We start from the raw sequence: 19,019 nt of genomic DNA, 5'->3' as shown, positions 1-19,019 counted from the left end.
ACGCCACCGTCAAGCAGGCAGGCGTCAGAGACTCGCTTACAGGCAAGCCTGGATATCGCCGGTGGCCTGGCTGCCGGCAGCGCCCGAGGCGCGGAAACCGACCCACGTGCCCGAACCCGACCATGCGGGTCGAACGACAGCCGCAGCGCCGCTCGGCGGTTGCTGGCCGGGAACGTACACGTCGACGGCCTGATCGTTCGCCAGCGTGTCCTGCGACACGACTTGCTGCTGCGACGCGTCGGCCCACTTCTGGGCGACGCATTGCGCGACGACCTTCGGCGCCTTCTGGCTCGTGCCGACCTGCTGCACGCCGGCAGGCGGCTGAGCGGCGCAGGCCGAGATCGCAACGGTCAGGGCGAGAAGAGGGATAAATTTCACGTGACCTCCTTGTAGAGTCGCTCACGAAACGAGCGGGGTTATAAGAGTTACGCGAAAGTCTCAGAGATCTGAATCTTGGCCGTGCTCCGCGTTGGATTGCTAAAGCTGTCGCGCGTCCGGCGTCTTCGTTAGTGCGACGCACTGGCGCCCAGCAAGGGTTTCAAGGTTGGCCAGACGTTATCCAATAGCAAAGGCTGGGCCTGCACCGTCGGATGAATCTGGTCGGCCTGGAACATGGCGGGCTTGTCAGCGATACCCGCAAGCAGAAACGGCACGAGCGGCACGTTCTTGTCCTTCGCGATACGCTCATAGACCGCGTGGAACTTTTGCGTGTAGTCGGGGCCGTAATTGGGCGGAACGTACATGCCGATGAGTAAAACCTTCGCATGCGCGGCCTGCGATGCATCGACGATGCTGCGCAGATTCGTCTCCGTCGTCGGGAGCGGTACGCCACGCAGCGCGTCGTTCGCGCCGAGCTCGACGATCACGACCGCGGGCTTGATGCGCGAAAGCACCGCGGTCAGGCGCGCGCGCCCGCCGCTCGTGGTGTCGCCGCTGATGCTCGAATTGGCGACGCTATAATCGAAACGCTCCTTCGCCAGCTTGTCGCGCAGCAGATTGACCCAGCCGGTGTCGCGTGGCAAACCGTATTCGGCCGACAGACTATCGCCCAGCACGACGATTGCGGGCTTCGGCTGCGATGCCGCCTGCGCATCTGCGGCGTGCGCGGTCGCACAACATGCCGTCATCATCGCGATCGCGGAAGCGAAGCCGCGCAAGTTTATTTTCAAGGTGTCCATGCAAAACAATATCGAGCCGGTCATCGAAGTACGGGGATTAAGCAAGCGAGTGAAGGACGCAACGGGCGAGCTCACGATTCTCGATCACATCGATCTGTCGATCGCGAAGGGCAGCAGCGTCGCGATCGTCGGCGCATCGGGCTCGGGCAAGTCGACATTGCTCGGCCTGCTCGCCGGTTTGGACAGCGCGAGCGAGGGCTCGGTTCGTCTGCTCGGCAAGGAGTTGTCCACCTTGAACGAAGACGAGCGCGCCGCGCTCAGAAGCGGCGCCGTCGGCTTCGTGTTCCAGTCGTTCCAGTTGATGCCGCATCTGACCGCGCTCGAAAACGTGATGCTGCCGCTCGAGTTGCGCGCCCAGACGCCGCACAGCGAGATCGCCGCGCGCGCGCGTTCGCTGCTCGATCAGGTCGGACTGGCGCAACGCACAGGACATTATCCCAAGGTGCTGTCCGGCGGCGAGCAGCAGCGTGTCGCGCTCGCGCGCGCGTTCGTCACGCATCCCGCCGTGCTCTTCGCCGACGAACCCACCGGCAGCCTCGATGCCGCCACGGGCTACGCGATCATCGATCTGATGTTCGAGATGAATCGCCGCAACGGCGCGACGCTCGTGCTCGTCACGCATGATCAGGAACTCGCGGAACGTTGCGATGCCACGGTGACGATCGAAGCGGGGCGTCTCGTCAACGGTCTCGGCGTGTAAAAAGGCCCGCAACGCAAAAGCGTCGCGGGCCATCGACGACAACGCCGGGCGTCAGCGCTTCAACGCACTGCGCGCACGCGCGATCAGCGCCGAGGTCGACGAATCATGCTTGGCCGCATCGACGTTCGCGGCGGTGATATCGGCCTCGACGACCTTGCCGAGAATCTTGCCGAGCTCCACGCCCCACTGATCGAACGAGTTGACGTCCCACACCGTGCCTTGCACGAGCACCTTGTGTTCGTACAGCGCGATGAGCGCGCCGAGCGACTGCGGCGTGAGCGCATCGAGCATGATGGTCGTGGTCGGGCGGTTGCCGGGGAAGCTCAGATGCGTCGCGAGTTCTTCCTTGCCCGGACCGGCCACCTTCTTCGCTTCCTCCAGCGTGCGGCCGAGCATCAGCGCCTCGCTCTGCGCAAAGCAGTTGGCGAGCAGCTTCGCGTGATGATCGACAAGCGGATGCTCCGGCGTCATCACGGCGATGAAGTCGATCGGGATCAGCGTCGGGCCCTGATGCAGCATCTGGAAGAATGCGTGCTGGCCGTTCGTGCCCGGCTCGCCCCAGATCACGGCGGCGGTCGGATAATCGACCATCTTGCCGTCGAGCCGCGCGGACTTGCCGTTGCTTTCCATCTCCAGTTGCTGGAGATACGACGGCAGATAGTGCAGCGCCTGCGAATACGGCGCGATCAGATCGCTCTGCGAGCCGAAGAAGTTGCGATACCAGATGCCGATCATGCCCATCAGCACGGGCAGGTTCTTGTCGAGCGGCGCGGTGCGGAAGTGCTCGTCCATCGCGGCCGCGCCTTGCAGGAGCGCGTCGAAATTCTGCGGACCGACGGAGAGCATGATCGAGAGACCCACGGCCGACCACAGCGAGTAACGGCCGCCGACCCAGTCCCACATCTCGAACACGTTTTCTTTCGCGATACCGAACTTGACCACTTCGGCCGGATTCGCCGAGACGCCGACGAAGTGCTTCGACAGCTGATCTTCGGGACAGCCGGACTTCAGGAACCAGTCGCGCATCGAATGCGCGTTGGTCATCGTTTCGAGCGTCGTGAAGGTCTTGGAGACGACGATCGCGAGCGTCTCTTCGGCATCGACTTGCTGGAGCACGCTCCAGAGATCGGCGCCATCGACATTCGATACGAAGTGCGTGTCGAGATCCTTCGACGCGAGATGATGCAGCGCGTGCACGACCATCTTCGGGCCGAGATCCGAGCCGCCGATCCCGATGTTCACCACGTGACGGATGCGCTTGCCGCTATAGCCTTTCCACGAGCCGTCGCGCACGCGGTCGGAGAAGGCGGCCATCTTGGCCTTTTCCTTCTGCACCTGCTCGTAGAAGGGCGCGTCGGGCGACTGGGCGCGCAGCGCGGTATGCAGCACCGCGCGATGCTCGGTGATGTTGACGATATCGCCACGGAACATCGCGTCGCGGCGTTCGGTGACCTTGGCTTGCTGCGCGACCTCGACGAGCAGCTTGAGCGTTTCGTCCTTGACGCGGTTCTTGGAGAAGTCGATTGCGAGGCCGCCGCCTTCGAAGGTCAGGCGCTCGGCGCGCGTCGGCGCGGTGTCGTGCTCGGGCGCGAACCAGTCGCGCAGGCGCTCGCCGGAGATGGCATCGTAATGCGACTGGAGCGCCGACCAGGCAGGAAGCGAATTGAGCATCGAGTTTTGGGTCATGAGCGGTCCGTTAGTCTGAGAGTGACAGAGGAATACGTTCGTGCGATTGCGGCTCGGCTTGCCTGTGCGTGTCGTGTCTGGTGAACGCGACTGAAACACGAGTGAGCGGCCGCGGTTGCCCGAATCAAAAAAGAGTATAGCGACGATGCATGACCGGATGCTTGCAAAGCGTCACGATGGCTTTGCAGGCGAGCGTCCGAAAACCGTCAGCTTCGCGCGTGCTCCGCGTAAAAGCGGCGGTTGATGAGACTGCGCACGACGGGGGCGAGTTCGCCCGCGGTCAGTCCGGCCGGGCCGATGCCGTCGTCGGTGAGTGTCTGCGCGGCGAGCCCATGCAGATAGACGCCCGCGAGCGCGGCTTCGTAAGCCGGCAGCTTCTGCGCGAGCAATGCTCCGATCAATCCGCCAAGCACGTCGCCGGTGCCGCCTGTCGCGAGGCCGGCGTTGCCGGTCGGGTTCACCGAGACGCGGCCATCGGGCGACGCGATCACCGTGCCCGAGCCCTTGAGCACCGCGATCGCCGCATAGCGCGCGGCGAGCTGGCGCGCGGCGGCGATGCGGTCGGCCTGAACGGTTTTCGCGTCGGTTTGCAGGAGGCGCGCCGCTTCGAGCGGATGCGGCGTCAGGATGCACGGATCGCCCTGAGCGCCCCGCGTCGCGACGGCGGACGCGAGCGCCTCGTCTTTCGCGACGAGATTGAGCGCGTCGGCGTCGAGGAGTTTCGGGACGTCGAGCTTCAGCACGTCCGCGAGCACGTTTTTCGCGCGCTCGCTCGTGCCCATGCCGCAGCCGATCGCCAGCGCGTCCATCCTGTCGAGCGCGAAGCCGTCGGCGCGATGCAGCATCAGTTCGGGATGAGGCGGATCGTAAGGCGGAAAGCCGTCGCCCAGAAACGCGACGTGCACTTTTCCCGCGCCACCGTACAGCGCCATGCGCGCGGCGAGAAGCGGCGCGCCGCACATGCCGGTATCGCCGCCGATCACCGCGAGCGAGCCGAACGTGCCCTTGTTGGTCGCGTTGTCGCGCGGCGGCATGCACGGGCCGAAGAGCGCGGGCGCGTTGAGCACGATCGAGGGCGCGGCGCTCGATTCGATCTCCAGCGTCGAAACGAAAAGCCGACCCGTCAGATCGCGGCCCTGCGACGTGAAATGACCCGGTTTCGCGCCGATGAACGTGATGGTGTCGGTCACGCGCACGGCTTCGCCGCCGTTCACGGGCGCGCCGGTGTCGCTGTTCAGGCCGCTCGGGACGTCGAGCGCGAGCACGCGGCCGGAAGCAGCGCAACGGCGCGTCATGCGCGCGGCGATATCGGCGAACACGCCTTCGAGCGCGCGCGTGAGACCGATGCCGAACATGCCGTCGACGAGCCAGCCGAAGCCGTCGAACGATGCGGGCGGCTGGCCGTCGATCGGCACGCCCGCCGCGCGCGCCGATTCGAGCGCCCAGCGCGCGTCGTCAGGCTTGACTTCGACCGGCATGCACACGCGCACGGCAATCCCCGCTCGATGCAGCCGCTCGGCCATCACGAGCGCGTCGCCGCCGTTATTGCCGGGACCGGCCACGAGCCATACCGGCCGTGCGCGGGAATCGGGATCGTGCTCGATCACATCGATGAGGCATTGCGCGGCGGCCGCACCCGCGCGCGCCATCAGCGTGTGGGGCGGCAGCGCCGCGGCTGCGCGCGCTTCGAGCGTGCGCAGCTCGGTGAGCGTCAGCAGCGCGAGCGGATCGTCTTTGGGGCTGAAGTAGGGCGAGCGGGCAGCGGTCATGGCGGCGGCGGGAAGGGCGATCGGAAACCCGGCGTTTTCGCAGCAATCGTGCCCGTCGCGGCGGCGCGCGCCGCGAGGTCGCTAGAAGCGTTCGATGCTCAGCGCGGCAAGCGTGCTGGCGGGCAAATCGGGCGTGACGCCGGAGACGAGGTCCGCGATCACTTTAGCAGACCCGCACGCGAGGCCCCAGCCCGCCGGGCCGTGCGCCGCGCTCACGAAAAGCCGCGGATGGCGGGCCGCGCCGACGATCGGCAGCCCGTCGGCGGTGATCAGCCGCAGACCGTCCCACGCGCGCGCGGCGGAGACTCGCGCGGCGCCCGGAATCCAGTCGTGCGTGCCCTGGCCGAGCAAATCGAGCGCGCGCCGGGACAGCGTGGCGTCGAGCGGCTTGTCGGCCTTCGACGCGCTCTGGAACACGCCCGCGCCGCCCACGCGCAGCCGCTGGTTCACGCGCGTCATGGTGATGCGCTTGACCGTATCGACGACCGTGAGATGCGGCACGCGCTCCTCATACGCGACGGGCGCGGTCAGCGTGTGCACACGCAGCGGAAAGAGCGAGGACGCCGATTTCATTCCGCCGACGAGCCCCGGCGTTCCGGTGCCCGCCGCGACGACGATCGCATCCGCGGTGATCAGCTCGACGTCGGCGCTGCGCTTCCTGCCCTCGTTCGGATCGCCGAGTTCGACCGCGGCGCGCGCGCCGTCCAGCCGGACCGACGCGACGCTCCGATGCATGCGGAACTGCACGCCGTCGTCTTCGAGCACCTGCTTCAGTTGCTTCGTGAAGAGCGGGCAGTTCGCCGTGCGTTCCTCGGGCAGCAGCACGCCGCCCGCAAATTCGGGATAGTCCGGCACGGAAGGCTCGACGGCGACGCATTCCTCGGGCGTCAGGAGCCGGTACGGCACGCCGCAGCCCTTGAGCAGATCGATGGCCGGCTGCGCGTCTTCGAGTTCGCGCGGCTGCCGGAATACGTGCAGCATGCCGCGGCGTTGCTCAAAATCAAGTTCCAGACGGCTTTCGATGTCCGCCAGCACGCCTCGCGACAACTCGACGAGCGGCTGCAGATGCGCGTATTGCGCCGCGAACGCATCGGGATCGCGCAGCGTCGCGAGTTGCTTGATGAAATCGCGCGCGGCCGAATCGAAGCCGGTCTTGACCACCATGCCGCTTTGCTTCGAGCGGCTCGATGCCATGAAGGTCGGGCCGAACCAGACATCGAGCGGCGAGGGCAGAAGCGGGCCGCCCTGGCCGTAGGTCGCGCCTTGCGCGACGGTCGCGTGGCGCTCGATCACGCAGACGCGATGCCCGGCCGCATGCAACTGATAAGCGGTGGCGATGCCGGCGATTCCTCCGCCGATGACGATGACATCCATGACTTTTTTTGTGCCCGAAGGCGCGAGATTGCAGTGCTGCGCGGCGTGACGCGCGGGCGGAAGCGCCCGAAGCCGCGCGCCTTGACGGTAAAACGACGGAACCGGCGGCGCGACTTTACGCCGGACCCGAAGAAAGCGCGCCATGATAGCGCCAAAATCGTTTGCGAGGGACGGCAAGCCGCGCGGTCGTGGGCCGCGCGGCGCGCTGCGCTGAGCGCGGCCGGGCAAGTCCCGGTGATTTCGAGATGAGCATTCGATGCATTCGGCATCGCCGGGCCGCCGCCGTGCGCCGTTCGCCCGGACCGCCCCGGCCGATTTCGAGACGCTTCCGGGTTATAATCGCGGTCTTCCTTTCGCCTCACGCCGTTTTGCGCGCTCGAGTCCGAATTTGCGAATTTTCTGGATTCGCAAAAATGCGAGCGTCGCGCGAGCGGCACACAGACGTCATCGACGCACCGTCACAATGGCCCACTTCTCGTGTTTCCCCGGCGCTTCGGCCCTCTCCGATTTTCGTCAGACCCGCCTTCTCGAAACGCTCGCCCGCATCGACGCGAATATCGTCGGCGTGCGCGGCCAGTATCTGCATTTCGTCAACGCGTCCGAGCCGCTCACCGACGATGACACCAGCCGCATCGACGCGCTGATGCATTACGGCGCGCCGTTCGACGCATCGAAGGAACGCGGCCACGTCGAAACTTTCATGGTCGTGCCGCGCTTCGGCACGGTTTCGCCTTGGGCGAGCAAGGCGACCGACATCGCGCATCACTGCGGGCTCGAGAAGGTGCGGCGCATCGAGCGCGGCGTCGAGTACTCGGTCATCATGAAAAGCGGCTTTCTCGGCGGCAAGAAGGCGCTGTCGGACGAAGCGCGCGCGGCCGTCGCGGATGCGTTGCACGACCGCATGACGGAAAGCGTCGCGGCATCGCGCGATCAGGCGCTGCATCTCTTCGATGAACTGCCCGCCAAGCCCTTGCAGACGGTCGATATCATCGGCGCGGGCCGCAAGGCGCTGGAAGCCGCGAATATCGAACTCGGGCTCGCGCTCGCGGACGACGAGATCGACTATCTGGTGAGCGCGTTCGAAGATCTGAAGCGCAATCCCACCGACGTCGAACTGATGATGTTCGCGCAGGCCAACAGCGAACACTGCCGCCACAAGATCTTCAACGGCGAATGGACCATCGACGGCGAGAAGCAGGACATGTCGCTGTTCCAGATGATCCGCAACACTGAAAAGCTGAATCACGAAGGCACGATCGTCGCGTATTCAGACAACTCGGCGATCATGCAGGGCGGCATCGCGGAACGCTGGTTCCCGCGCGGCCGCGACGAGCAGTATCAGCGTCATGTGGAAATGACCCACACGCTGATGAAGGTCGAGACGCACAACCATCCGACCGCGATTTCCCCGTTCGCGGGCGCGGCGACGGGCTCCGGCGGCGAAATCCGCGACGAAGGCGCGACGGGCCGCGGCGCGCGGCCGAAGGCCGGTCTCGCGGGCTTCACGGTGTCGAATCTCGATTTCCCCGATGCGCGCGAAAAATGGGAAAACGATCGCGATGCCGCCGTGCCGCTCGCATCGCGCAATCCGGCCGACCAGCACGCGCCGTACGGCCGGCCCGACCGCATCGCGTCGCCGTTGCAGATCATGATCGACGGGCCGATCGGCGCCGCGGCCTTCAACAACGAATTCGGCCGCCCGAACCTCGGCGGCTACTTCCGCACCTACGAGCAGAACGTCGCGGGCCGCGTGCGCGGCTATCACAAGCCGATCATGATCGCGGGCGGCATCGGCAATATTTCGGATCAGCACACGCACAAGAACGATCTGCCGGCCGGCACGCTGCTGATCCAGATCGGCGGGCCGGGCATGCGCATCGGCATGGGCGGCGGCGCGGCGTCGTCGATGGCGACCGGCGCGAACACCGCCGAGCTCGACTTCGACTCGGTCCAGCGCGGCAATCCGGAAATCCAGCGCCGCGCGCAGGAAGTCATCAACACCTGCTGGCAGATGGGCGACGGCAATCCGATCCTGTCGATTCACGACGTCGGCGCGGGCGGCATTTCGAATGCATTCCCGGAACTCGTCGATGGCGCGGGCAAGGGCGCGCGTTTCGATCTGCGCAAGGTGCAGCTCGAGGAAAGCGGTCTTTCGCCGCGCGAAATCTGGTCGAACGAGGCGCAGGAGCGTTACGTCCTCGCGATTTCACCCGCCGATCTGCCCGCGTTCCAGGCCATCTGCGAGCGCGAACGCTGCCCGGTGGCAGTCGTCGGCGTGGCGACGGAAGAGCGCCAGTTGAAGCTGATCGACGACGCGAACGAAGGCCAGGAACCCGTCGATATGCCCATGGACGTGCTGCTCGGCAAGCCGCCCAAGATGCATCGCGACGTGAAGCGCGAGAGCACGCAGTTCACGCCGGTCGATGTGACCGGCCTGCCGCTGTCGGCGGTCGCGGTCGATGTGCTGAAGCATCCGACGGTCGCGAGCAAGTCGTTCCTCATCACCATCGGCGACCGCTCGGTGGGCGGCACGACCGCGCGCGACCAGTTCGTCGGGCCGTGGCAGGTGCCCGTCGCCGATTGCGCGGTCACGACGATGGACTACGCGGGCTTTCGCGGCGAAGCAATGACGATGGCCGAGCGCACGCCGCTCGCCGTCATCGACGCGCCCGCATCGGGCCGCATGGCGGTGGGCGAAGCGGTGACGAACATCGCGTCGGCGCCGATCGAATCGCTGAACAAGCTGAAGTTGTCGGCGAACTGGATGGCCGCGTGCGGCAGCGCCGGTGAAGACGCCGCGCTCTACGAGACGGTGAAGGCGATCGGCATGGAGCTGTGCCCGGCGCTCGGCATCAGCATTCCGGTCGGCAAGGATTCGCTGTCGATGCGCACCAAGTGGCAGGACGCACGCGGCGGCGCGCGCGAAGTGGTGTCGCCGGTGTCGCTGATCATCTCGGCGTTCGCGCCCGTGGAAGACGTGCGCCGTCATCTGACGCCGCAGCTCGTCAACGACGCCGGCACGGTGCTGATCGCGATCGATCTGGGCCGCGGCCGCAACCGCATGGGCGGCAGCATCCTCGCGCAGGTGACGCAGCAAGTCGGCGATGCCGTTCCCGACGTCGACGATCCCGAAGACCTCAAGCGCTTCTTCGCCGCGATCCAGGCGCTCAACGCCGATGGCAGGCTGCTCGCCTACCACGACCGCTCCGACGGCGGTCTGTGGGCGACGGTCTGCGAAATGGCGTTCGCGGGTCACGTGGGCGTGTCGCTGAACGTCGACATGCTGACGCTCGACGCCGAACACGAATCCGACTACGGCGACGCGAAGGACTGGGCGAAGCAGACGAGCGGCCGCCGCGACGACCGCACGATCCGCGCGCTGTTCTCGGAAGAGCTCGGCGCGGTGGTGCAGGTGCGCGCATCGGACCGCGACGCGGTGCTCGGCGCGCTGCGCGAGCATGGCCTGTCGGCGTGCTCGCATGTGATCGGCAAGCCGAACGAAAACGGCGCGATCGAGATCTATCGCGACGCGAAGAAGATTTTCGATGCGCCGCGCGCCGAGCTGCATCGCGCGTGGAGCGAGGTGAGCTGGCGCATCGCGCGTCTGCGCGACAACCCGGCCTGCGCGGATGCCGAATACGACGCGCTGCTCGATGCCGCCGACCCCGGCATTTCACCCGTGCTGAGCTTCGATCCGGCCGAAGACGTCGCCGCTCCGTTCATCGCGACGGGAAAACGTCCGCGTGTCGCGATTCTGCGCGAGCAGGGCGTGAACTCGCATCTCGAAACGGCCTACGCGTTCGATCGCGCCGGCTTCGATGCGCACGACGTCCACATGAGCGACCTGCTCGAAGGCCGCGCGACGCTCGCCGATTTCGCGGGCGCAGTCGCGTGCGGCGGCTTCTCGTACGGTGACGTGCTGGGCGCGGGCGAGGGCTGGGCAAAGACGATCCGCTTCAATCAGCGTCTCGCCGACATGTTCGCCGCGTTCTTCGGCCGCGCCGACACCTTCGCGCTCGGCATCTGCAACGGCTGCCAGATGATGTCGAGTCTCGCGTCGATCATTCCCGGCGCGGAAAACTGGCCGAAGTTCACGCGCAACAAGTCGGAGCAGTTCGAGGCGCGCTTCTCGCTCGTCGAGGTGCAGAGCTCGCCGTCGATCTTCTTCGCCGGCATGGAAGGCTCGCGCATTCCGGTGGCGGTCGCGCACGGCGAAGGTTTCGCCGACTTCTCGCAGCAGGGCGATCAGGCGCAGGCGCTCGTCGCGATGCGCTACGTCGATCATCGCGGCAATGCGACGGAGCAGTATCCGTTCAACCCGAACGGCTCGCCGCAGGGCATCACGTCCGTGACGACGCCCGATGGCCGCTTCACCGTGCTGATGCCGCACATGGAGCGCGTGCATCGCAACGTGCAGATGAGCTGGACGCCCGACGACTGGACCACCGACGGCAGCCCGTGGCTGCGCGTGTTCCAGAACGCGCGACGCTTCCTCGGCTGATCGCGCTTCGCGTCAGAATTTGCGTCAGAAACAACAAAGCCGCCCGAGGGCGGCTTTGTCATGGATCGCGGATGCGCGAACGGGACGATCAGGCAAGCACGCTTACTTGATCACCGCCTTGCTTCGCAGACCTTCTTCGAATGCCTGCAGCTTTTCCTGCTGAATCTGCTGCGCGATCTGCGTCTTGACCTGATCGAGCGGCGGCGGGGCGATTTCACGCGAATCGTCCAGGCGGATCACGTGCCAGCCGAACTGCGTCTTCACCGGCTCCGGCGTGACTTCGCCCTTCTTCAGCTTCTCCGCGGCGGCGCCGAATTCCGGCACATAAGCCGAAGGCGACGACCAGTCCAGATCGCCGCCGTTCTTGCCCGATCCCGGGTCTTTCGAATATTGCTTGGCGAGATCTTCGAAGCTCGCGCCGGCCTTGATCTTCGCGATCAGATCCTTCGCCTGCGCTTCGTCCGCGACGAGAATGTGATGCAAATGCAGTTCCTTGCCGCCACCGTTCTGCTTGACGAGCTGGTCATAGCGCGCCTTGATCTCGGCGTCGGTCGGCGTGTTCTTCTTCACGAAGTCTTCGATCAGCGCGCGCAGCACGACGGTCTGCTGCGCCACGGCGACCTGCGCCTTCACGTCGGGACGCGTCGCGATGCCTTCACGCGCGGCTTCCTGCATCAGGATTTCGCGGTTGATGAGTTCTTCGCGCACGGCCTGCTGAAGTTGCGGCGAGTCCTGCTGACCCTGTGCGACGAGCTGCTTCACGAGCGCATCGGCGCGCGACGTGGGAATCGGCGTGCCATTGACGACGGCGACGTTTTGCGCAAAGGCGGGCGCAGCCGCGAACGCAGCCAGCAACACCCAGACGCGGGTTTTTTTCAAAGTCATCGGAGGTTCCTAACTGAGCAAACAGACGCCTTCAAAGGCGAATTTAAGAGGCAAAGCTTTGTGATGAAGCGCGCGCGCGTCTATTCGAATTGTTCTGCGAACTCCTGCGGCGTGTAAGCCCGGATCGCGAGCGCGTGCACGCCGCGCCGCATTTCCTCGGCCAGCGCATCATACACCAGCCGATGCCGCGCCACGCGCGCCTTGCCGGCGAAGCACGCCGCGACGATCGTCACCGTGTAGTGGCTGCCGGCCGCCGCACCCGCATGGCCCGCGTGCGCCGCGCTGTCGTCGTCGATATGCACCGATTGCGGTTGCAGCGTCTCGTTCAGGCGCGCTTCGAGATGCGCGATCTTGTCCGCCGCCGACGCGCTCATGAAATCGAACGATGCGTTCATTGTCCGTCCTCCTTCATGTGTTTCGCGAGCCAGAAACTCTGCGCGACGATGAACAGGACGAGACAGCCCGTCGCACCGAAGAGCTTGAAGTTGACCCACTGATCCGTCGTGTAGTTATACGCGACGAAGAGATTCACGATGCCGAGCAGCGCGAAGAACACGGCCCACGCGACATTCAATTGTCCCCACACGCGATGCGGCAGCACGATCTGCTTGCCCATCATCGCTTCGATCAGATTTTTTCTGAAGCCGATCTGCGCGACGATCAGCGCGAACGCGAACAGCCAGTAGAGCGCCGTCGGCTTCCATTTGATGAAGGTGTCGTTGTGCAGCACGAGCGTCGCGCCGCCAAACACGACGACGACGCCGAGGCTCACCCACAGCATCGGATCGACCTTGCGATGACGGAACGCGACCCAGGCGATCTGCACGAGCGTCGCCGCGATCGCAACCGCCGTCGCGGTATAGATGCCCCAGACCTTGAAAGCGACGAAAAAGAGAATGATCGGAAACAGATCGAACAGAAATTTCATTGGCGTCCGGACGTGATGGGCATCGGATGGATGCGAGGCGCGCGAGGGAAGAACGCCCGCTCGAACGGAGCGGGCGTCGGTACGGCGTGGCACGGTCGCTCCCCGAGCGAGGGTGCCGGGCTCGCGCTTACTTGGGTTCGAATTGTAGCGCAGCCGAGTTGATGCAATACCGCAGGCCGGTCGGCGCGGGGCCGTCCTCGAATACATGGCCGAGATGCGCGCCGCAGTTCTTGCACAGCACTTCGATGCGCAGCATGCCGTGCGTGCGGTCGGTTTTCTCCTGGATCACTTCGCCGTTGATCGGCTTGAAGTAACTGGGCCAGCCGCAACCGGCATCGAATTTCGTGGCGGATTCGAAAAGCGGCGTGCCGCAGCACACGCAATCGTAGACGCCGCGCTCGTCGTGATCCCAGTATTTGCCCGTGAACGGGCGCTCGGTCACGGCGTGGCGCGTGACCTGATACTGCATGTCGTCCAGTTCACGGCGATAGGTGGCGTCGTCTTTCTGCAGCGGATAGTTCGTCGGGGTGTCTTCTCTGCTCATCTCTCGTTCCTTTGGTCTGGCCGGGAAGGCCTTGTATATGAGGGCGATCCTACGAAGAACAACTGACTTCGAGGTCGCTCGCCCAGTTGGGCGGCAGGCCGGCATAAGCCTCGTATTGCGGCTGTTCGTCATACGGATGGCGCAGCACGTCCAGGAGGCGCTCCACTTCCGAAAAGTCCTTCTCGGCCGCCCGGCGGATTGCCTGTTCGGCCAGATGATTGCGCAGCACGTACTTCGGATTCACGCGATTCATCGCCGTGGCGCGCGCGGCGTCGTCGCGCGGCTCGTGCGCCAGGCGCTCGCGATACTGCACGGCCCACGCATCGAAGGCGGCGCGGTCGAGGAACAGATCGCGAACCGGTGCATCCTGGCTCGCGTCGGATTTCGAGAGCTTCGACAAGTTCCGGAACGTGAGCGTGAAGTCCGCGCGATTCGCATGCATGATTTCGAAGAGACCGTTGGCGAGCTTGTCGTCGCCGTCGCGCTCGATTTCGAGGCCGAGCTTCGCGCGCATCGTCGCGACGAGCGCGGGCCCGAAACGATCCTTGTATCGCTCCATCACCTTCTGCGCCTCTTCGACCACGCGCTCGGCGCGTCCTTCCTCCGGCAGATTCCCGCCAAAGAGCGGCACGAGCGCCTGCGCGAGACAGAAGAGGTTCCAGTATCCGACCTGCGGCTGGCGGCCATAGGAATAGCGCCCCTGCGTATCCGAGTGATTGCAGACGTGATGCGCGTTGAAGGCGTCCATGAAGCCGAACGGACCGTAGTCGATCGTGAGGCCGAGAATCGACATGTTGTCGGTGTTCATCACGCCGTGGCAGAAGCCCACGCCTTGCCACTGCGCCATCAGATCGGCGGTGGAGCGCACGGCTTCGTCGAGCAGCGCGAGATAGGGATCGTCGGCGTCGCGGCAGTGCGGATAAAAGCGGTCGATCACGTGATCGGCGAGCGTTCGCAGATCGTCGATGCGGTCGTTCGCATAGAAGTGCTCGAAGTGGCCGAACCGCACGAAGCTCGGCGATACGCGCGTGACGATCGCCGCCGTTTCAATGGTCTCGCGGCGCACCGGCAGATCCGAGCCGATGACGGCGAGCGCGCGCGTCGTCGGAATGCCGAGATGGTGCATCGCTTCCGAGCACAGAAACTCGCGGATCGACGAACGCAGCACCGCGCGGCCGTCGCCCATGCGCGAGTAGGGCGTGCGTCCCGCGCCCTTCAGTTGCACTTCGAGGCGCGCGCCATCGTGTCCAACTTCGCCGAGCGTGAGCGCACGGCCATCGCCCAGTTGACCCGCCCACACGCCGAATTGATGCCCCGAATACACGGCCGCATAGGGCAGCGAATCGCTCGCCCAGTCGCGTGTCGGATTGCCGGCGAAGTACGCGGCGAATGCATCTTTTTCGGCGCCGGTGGCGACTTGCGGATCGAAACCGAGCGTTTCGGCCATCTCGCGCGAAAGCCCGACGAGATACGGATCGGGCACTGGCGCGGCGGGAAGACGCGTGAGAAAAGCGCTGCCGAGCGCGGCGAACGAACCGGGCTCGCCGACGCGGATCGCGCCGGCGATTTCGCTCAAGGAACGCGCGTCGGCGGGCGTCTCGTCGCGCGTCGCGCGTACGGCATTGCTTGGGGAAAACGACATATTGAGCGCCTCTGAGTTAAACGATATTGTAATTCCGCGCCCGCGGGCCTGCAGGAGCGTGGCCCGGCCATCCGATCAGCATCCGACAGATTCGAGGACCCCGCCTATGACGTCGCCGCTCTACGGCCAGATGATGGAAGTACCGCTGCTCGCGTCGTCCCTGCTGTCCCATGCCTCGCGCCACTTCGGCGATAACGAGATCGTGTCGCGCCGCATCGAAGGCGACATCCACCGCTACACGTACCGCGATTGCGAGAAGCGCGCGAAGCAGCTTGCGCAGGCGCTGAGCGCGCTCGGCGTCGAGCAGGGCGAGCGCATCGGCACGCTTGCATGGAACGGCTACAGACATCTGGAGTGCTATTACGGCGTGAGCGGCATGGGCGCCGTTTGCCACACGATCAATCCGCGTCTCTTTCCCGACCAGATCGCGTTCATCATCGATCACGCCGACGATTCCTATGTCTGCTTCGACATGACCTTCGGCCCGCTCGTCGAACTCATCGCGCCGCAGTGTCCGAACGTGAAAGGCTGGATCGCGCTCGGCGATGCCGCGTGCATCGGCGAGCATCTGTCGGACATGAGCGTGCCGGTGATGAGCTACGAGAGCCTCATCGGCGAGCATGACGGCGACTACGAATGGCCGATGCTCGACGAGCGCCAGGCCTCGTTTCTCTGCTACACGTCGGGCACGACCGGCAATCCGAAGGGCGCGCTGTACTCGCATCGATCGACGGTCCTGCACGCGTACGGAGCGTCGCTGCCCGATGCGATGGGCGCGTCGTCGAGCGATGCGATTCTGCCTGTCGTGCCCATGTTCCATGTCAACGCGTGGGGCATTCCGCACGCGGGGCCGCTCGTCGGCGCGAAACTCGTGTTCCCCGGTAAAGACCTCGACGGCAAATCGCTCTACGAGCTGATGGAGGCGGAAGGCGTCACGTATTCGGCGGGCGTGCCGACTGTCTGGATGGCCTTGCTCACCTATATGAAGCAGCAGAACGTGCGTTTCTCGACGTTGAAGCGCACGGTGATCGGCGGCTCCGCGTGTCCGCCCGCGATGCTGCGCATCTTCGAGGAAGAGTACGGCGTGCAGGTGATCCACGCATGGGGCATGACGGAGATGTCGCCGCTCGGCACGTTGGCCCGGCTGAACTTCAGGCAGAAGCAGCGTCCGCTCGAAGAGCAGCGCCGCTCGCTGGAGAAGCAGGGGCACACGCTCTTCGGCGTCGATATGAAAGTCGTCGGCGACGACGGTGCCGAGCTGCCTTGGGACGGAAAGTCCTTCGGCGATCTGTACGTGCGCGGGCCGTGGGTCATCGACCGCTATTTCCGTCGCGACGACTCGCCGCTCGTCGACGGCTGGTTCCCGACGGGCGATGTCGCGACCATCGATCCGGACGGCTTCATGCAGATCACCGATCGCAGCAAGGACGTCATCAAGTCCGGCGGCGAATGGATCAGCTCGATCGAACTGGAAAATATCGCGGTGTCGCATCCGCAGGTGGCGGAGGCCGCGTGCATCGCGTGTTCGCATCCGAAGTGGACGGAGCGGCCGTTGATCGTGGCGGTGCTCAAGCCTGACGCCACCGTCACGCGCGAGGAACTGCTCGCGCATTTCGAGGGCAAGGTCGTGAAGTGGTGGATTCCGGACGATGTCGTGTTCGCCGAGTCTTTGCCGCACACCGCGACCGGCAAGCTGCAGAAGTTGCGTCTGCGCGAGCAGTATCGCGATCACGTGCTGCCGGCGTCCGCCTAGGTCACGTCGGTACGTTTTGAAGCTTCGCTGAATTCGGGTGAATGCGCGGTAAGGGCGCCAATCAGGCGCTCTGACTGCGCTCTCGCAACATCCCTTTCAGCCACCGACAAAATACCCGTGCCATCTGCACATGTCGGCTACGGGGATTGACGTACGCAACGTACATGGCCCCCGACGCCACTATTTCCTGATCGGCCAAAATCAGTGTCCCTGTCTGCAAATGGTCCTGCACGACAATACGCGGCACGATCAGAAGGCCGTTGCCACCGATTGCAGCAGCCACGGCGAGAAACAGGTGATCGTACACAGCATGGACCTGGAGCGATTCGACCGGGATGCTCTTGGCCAATGCCCAGACGGCAATGGTGTCCGGTCGCGAGCGCGATGCTATCAGCGGCCATCGATACAGCGCCTTTGAACGATGCGCTGAGTGCATGGACGGCGAACAAACGCAAACGAGTTCTTCCTGGATGAGTTCCCAACTCTCCGTGTCCGGAAGGCTGAGATCTCTCGTTATCAAGACGTCGAACTGCTCGCGTGGCTGTGGCGGCGAGAGAGACGTGACAAGGTCGATCTGCACGGGATGACTGATCGTGAAAGCGCCCAACGCGGGAATCACAACCGTCATTGCAAAGCTTGGCATAGACGTTCTTACGGTGATTCGGTCATGCTCCTGCTGACCCTGCATGAGCTGCAAGGTAGCGAGTTCAATCGTCGAGACCGCATCTTTAACCGCGTCGTGAAACTGAGCCCCTGAGGGTGTCAGCGTCAACTGGGGGCCCCGACGCTCGAACAGCGAACATCTCACCAGCGCCTCAAGCGTTGCAATGTGACGACTGACAGCACTCTGCGTGATGCCCAACGCTTCCGCCGCGCGCGTGAAATTCCCATGCCTGCCGACCGTTACGAAAACACGTATCGCAGTCAAGGGCAGCGTCGATTTCGGCACCATAACAAAAACTCATGCTAGCAGGAGTGGATCATATAACCGTCATTTTTACGATGATATCTTTTTTCCATCGTAACCAGGTTTTAAAGCTGCACCACGCCATCGTGCCAAGGGGATAACAATGTTGAAGCGGGTTCAATTAGCATGCATTTCAATCATGATAGGGCCTTTGTTGCAACATCCGGCACAGGCAGCTGATGTCGTGCTGTATTCATCTAACGACGTTGAAACAGTCGCTAAGGTTGTCGAGCAATTTGAAAAGCAGAATCCCGCCATCAAAGTTTCGGTTGTCCGTGCCGGGACAGGAGCGCTGATGCAGCGGATCAAAGCCGAAGCGGCTAACCCGCTTGGCGATATCTTCTGGTCGGGAGGAATCTCGACGATCAGCGCTTTTCAGGATCAGTTTCAGCCCTATAACTCCCCAGAGGAGAGCGCGGTTCCAGCGCAGTATCGAAGCAAGCAAGGTCTCTGGCTTGGAACCAATACGCACGTGTCTGTGCTCATGGCCAATCTTCGCCAGGCGCCGGGCGGGCAAGCACCGAAAGGCTGGAACGACCTTGCAGACCCAAAATGGAAAGGGAAAATTGTTATCCCCGATCCGCAATTCAGCAGCGCCTCTTATGTCGCCCTTTATGGGCTGAGCAAGTTGGTTTCGCCTGGCGTATACGCGCAGATCATTCGCAACGCAGTCATCGTCGGCACGACATCAGCCGCGTACCAAGGTGTCGCCAATGGAGAGTTTGCTATAGCGGTGACTATGGAATACGCCGCGTACCAGTATGTTGCCGGTCAACTCGACAGCGTGAAACTGGTCTATCCCGCTGAAGGCACTTTCCTTTCACCGGAAGGCATGGCGCTCATCCGCGGTGGAAAACACCCATCGGAAGCTCGAAAACTTTTCGATTTCCTCGCGTCGAAGCCGGTTCAGACAGAGATCTTCAAAAGTGCGTTCCGGCGGCCGCTGCGCATCGATATCGACGTGAGCAAGATGTCCGCGCTTCCGGCGCTCGACAATATCAAGGTTATCGCGCTCGACGCCAGTCAGATGGAAGCAGCGCGCGCAGAATTCCTCTCGCAGTGGCGCCAGATTGTGGCCTCGAAGTAACGGGC

The 19,019-nt window shown here is 64.2% G+C and carries 15 protein-coding genes; 4 read left to right on the top strand and 11 right to left on the bottom strand.

Annotation, left to right across the window (positions count from 1 at the left end; translation table 11 throughout):
• Window positions 1-36 precede the first annotated feature (36 nt).
• Together PQR08_RS31840 and PQR08_RS31835 are read right to left on the bottom strand one after the other, a co-directional pair.
• A complete protein-coding gene (locus tag PQR08_RS31840) occupies window positions 37-378 on the bottom strand; it encodes a hypothetical protein (protein WP_187604784.1) in 342 nt (113 codons plus the stop codon).
• A gap of 128 nt (window positions 379-506) precedes the next feature.
• Complete coding sequence (locus PQR08_RS31835; RefSeq protein ID WP_408163597.1) at window positions 507-1,127, bottom strand: arylesterase; 621 nt, start codon at window positions 1,125-1,127, stop codon at window positions 507-509.
• Between PQR08_RS31835 and PQR08_RS31830 the strand changes: the two genes are divergently transcribed.
• Window positions 1,009-1,878 (top strand): ABC transporter ATP-binding protein, encoded by an 870-nt coding sequence (locus tag PQR08_RS31830; RefSeq protein WP_408163594.1) that lies wholly within the window; start codon window positions 1,009-1,011, stop codon window positions 1,876-1,878. The genes PQR08_RS31835 and PQR08_RS31830 overlap by 119 nt on opposite strands.
• 51 nt (window positions 1,879-1,929) lie before the next feature.
• Here the strand turns inward: PQR08_RS31830 and pgi are convergent, their stop codons facing one another.
• The 3 genes from pgi to PQR08_RS31815 all read right to left on the bottom strand — a co-directional run bounded on the left by pgi (window position 1,930) and on the right by PQR08_RS31815 (window position 6,707).
• Window positions 1,930-3,564 carry a glucose-6-phosphate isomerase gene (gene pgi / locus PQR08_RS31825; RefSeq protein WP_238215661.1) on the bottom strand — a complete coding sequence of 545 codons (1,635 nt, stop codon included), beginning with the start codon at window positions 3,562-3,564 and terminating at the stop codon, window positions 1,930-1,932.
• 206 nt (window positions 3,565-3,770) lie between these two features.
• Complete coding sequence (locus PQR08_RS31820; RefSeq protein ID WP_250483572.1) at window positions 3,771-5,333, bottom strand: NAD(P)H-hydrate dehydratase; 1,563 nt, start codon at window positions 5,331-5,333, stop codon at window positions 3,771-3,773.
• A gap of 81 nt (window positions 5,334-5,414) precedes the next feature.
• Window positions 5,415-6,707, bottom strand: coding sequence for an FAD-dependent oxidoreductase (locus tag PQR08_RS31815; protein ID WP_250483573.1), 1,293 nt, complete (start codon window positions 6,705-6,707; stop codon window positions 5,415-5,417).
• Window positions 6,708-7,170: 463 nt separating this feature from the next.
• Between PQR08_RS31815 and purL the strand changes: the two genes are divergently transcribed.
• Entirely contained in the window at window positions 7,171-11,208 is a 4,038-nt protein-coding gene (gene purL / locus PQR08_RS31810) for a phosphoribosylformylglycinamidine synthase (RefSeq protein WP_250483574.1), read from the top strand.
• A gap of 102 nt (window positions 11,209-11,310) precedes the next feature.
• Here the strand turns inward: purL and PQR08_RS31805 are convergent, their stop codons facing one another.
• The 5 genes from PQR08_RS31805 to PQR08_RS31785 form a co-directional block, all read right to left on the bottom strand.
• Window positions 11,311-12,093 carry a peptidylprolyl isomerase gene (locus PQR08_RS31805; RefSeq protein WP_238215667.1) on the bottom strand — a complete coding sequence of 261 codons (783 nt, stop codon included), beginning with the start codon at window positions 12,091-12,093 and terminating at the stop codon, window positions 11,311-11,313.
• A gap of 80 nt (window positions 12,094-12,173) precedes the next feature.
• Entirely contained in the window at window positions 12,174-12,488 is a 315-nt protein-coding gene (locus PQR08_RS31800; RefSeq protein ID WP_187604777.1) for a BolA family protein, read from the bottom strand.
• Window positions 12,485-13,021, bottom strand: coding sequence for a septation protein A (locus PQR08_RS31795; RefSeq protein ID WP_035498675.1), 537 nt, complete (start codon window positions 13,019-13,021; stop codon window positions 12,485-12,487). The genes PQR08_RS31800 and PQR08_RS31795 overlap by 4 nt, the downstream gene beginning before the upstream one ends.
• A 127-nt stretch (window positions 13,022-13,148) precedes the next feature.
• Window positions 13,149-13,565: a peptide-methionine (R)-S-oxide reductase MsrB gene (msrB, locus tag PQR08_RS31790; protein WP_238215669.1), complete on the bottom strand. Its 417-nt coding sequence runs from the start codon at window positions 13,563-13,565 to the stop codon at window positions 13,149-13,151.
• A gap of 49 nt (window positions 13,566-13,614) precedes the next feature.
• A complete protein-coding gene (locus tag PQR08_RS31785; RefSeq protein WP_250483575.1) occupies window positions 13,615-15,207 on the bottom strand; it encodes a protein adenylyltransferase SelO in 1,593 nt (530 codons plus the stop codon).
• Between the two features lie 106 nt (window positions 15,208-15,313).
• Between PQR08_RS31785 and PQR08_RS31780 the strand changes: the two genes are divergently transcribed.
• On the top strand, window positions 15,314-16,960 hold the full coding sequence (locus tag PQR08_RS31780; RefSeq protein ID WP_238215671.1) for a 3-(methylthio)propionyl-CoA ligase: 1,647 nt from the start codon (window positions 15,314-15,316) through the stop codon (window positions 16,958-16,960).
• Between the two features lie 61 nt (window positions 16,961-17,021).
• On the opposite strand, the gene PQR08_RS31775 is transcribed toward PQR08_RS31780, so the two are convergent.
• Window positions 17,022-17,912 (bottom strand): LysR family transcriptional regulator, encoded by an 891-nt coding sequence (locus tag PQR08_RS31775; RefSeq protein WP_250483576.1) that lies wholly within the window; start codon window positions 17,910-17,912, stop codon window positions 17,022-17,024.
• Between the two features lie 118 nt (window positions 17,913-18,030).
• Here PQR08_RS31775 and PQR08_RS31770 point away from each other — a divergent pair, with 118 nt between their 5' ends.
• Window positions 18,031-19,014 (top strand): ABC transporter substrate-binding protein, encoded by a 984-nt coding sequence (locus tag PQR08_RS31770; protein WP_250483577.1) that lies wholly within the window; start codon window positions 18,031-18,033, stop codon window positions 19,012-19,014.
• Window positions 19,015-19,019 lie beyond the last annotated feature (5 nt).

This window comes from Caballeronia jiangsuensis (genome assembly GCF_046030135.1).
In the GTDB taxonomy this organism is placed as follows: domain Bacteria; phylum Pseudomonadota; class Gammaproteobacteria; order Burkholderiales; family Burkholderiaceae; genus Caballeronia; species Caballeronia jiangsuensis.
Note: the sequence above shows the minus strand (reverse complement) of the source record. Positions and strands in the feature narration are given on the sequence as shown.

Coding starts and splice junctions, on each gene's coding strand:
- PQR08_RS31835 (WP_408163597.1), bottom strand. CDS start 1,127: ATGACGGCATGTTGTGCGACCGCGCACGCCGCAGATGCGCAGGCGGCA.
- pgi (WP_238215661.1), bottom strand. CDS start 3,564: ATGACCCAAAACTCGATGCTCAATTCGCTTCCTGCCTGGTCGGCGCTC.
- PQR08_RS31820 (WP_250483572.1), bottom strand. CDS start 5,333: ATGACCGCTGCCCGCTCGCCCTACTTCAGCCCCAAAGACGATCCGCTC.
- PQR08_RS31815 (WP_250483573.1), bottom strand. CDS start 6,707: ATGGATGTCATCGTCATCGGCGGAGGAATCGCCGGCATCGCCACCGCT.
- purL (WP_250483574.1), top strand. CDS start 7,171: ATGGCCCACTTCTCGTGTTTCCCCGGCGCTTCGGCCCTCTCCGATTTT.
- PQR08_RS31805 (WP_238215667.1), bottom strand. CDS start 12,093: ATGACTTTGAAAAAAACCCGCGTCTGGGTGTTGCTGGCTGCGTTCGCG.
- PQR08_RS31800 (WP_187604777.1), bottom strand. CDS start 12,488: ATGAACGCATCGTTCGATTTCATGAGCGCGTCGGCGGCGGACAAGATC.
- PQR08_RS31795 (WP_035498675.1), bottom strand. CDS start 13,021: ATGAAATTTCTGTTCGATCTGTTTCCGATCATTCTCTTTTTCGTCGCT.
- msrB (WP_238215669.1), bottom strand. CDS start 13,565: ATGAGCAGAGAAGACACCCCGACGAACTATCCGCTGCAGAAAGACGAC.
- PQR08_RS31785 (WP_250483575.1), bottom strand. CDS start 15,207: ATGTCGTTTTCCCCAAGCAATGCCGTACGCGCGACGCGCGACGAGACG.
- PQR08_RS31780 (WP_238215671.1), top strand. CDS start 15,314: ATGACGTCGCCGCTCTACGGCCAGATGATGGAAGTACCGCTGCTCGCG.
- PQR08_RS31775 (WP_250483576.1), bottom strand. CDS start 17,912: ATGGTGCCGAAATCGACGCTGCCCTTGACTGCGATACGTGTTTTCGTA.
- PQR08_RS31770 (WP_250483577.1), top strand. CDS start 18,031: ATGTTGAAGCGGGTTCAATTAGCATGCATTTCAATCATGATAGGGCCT.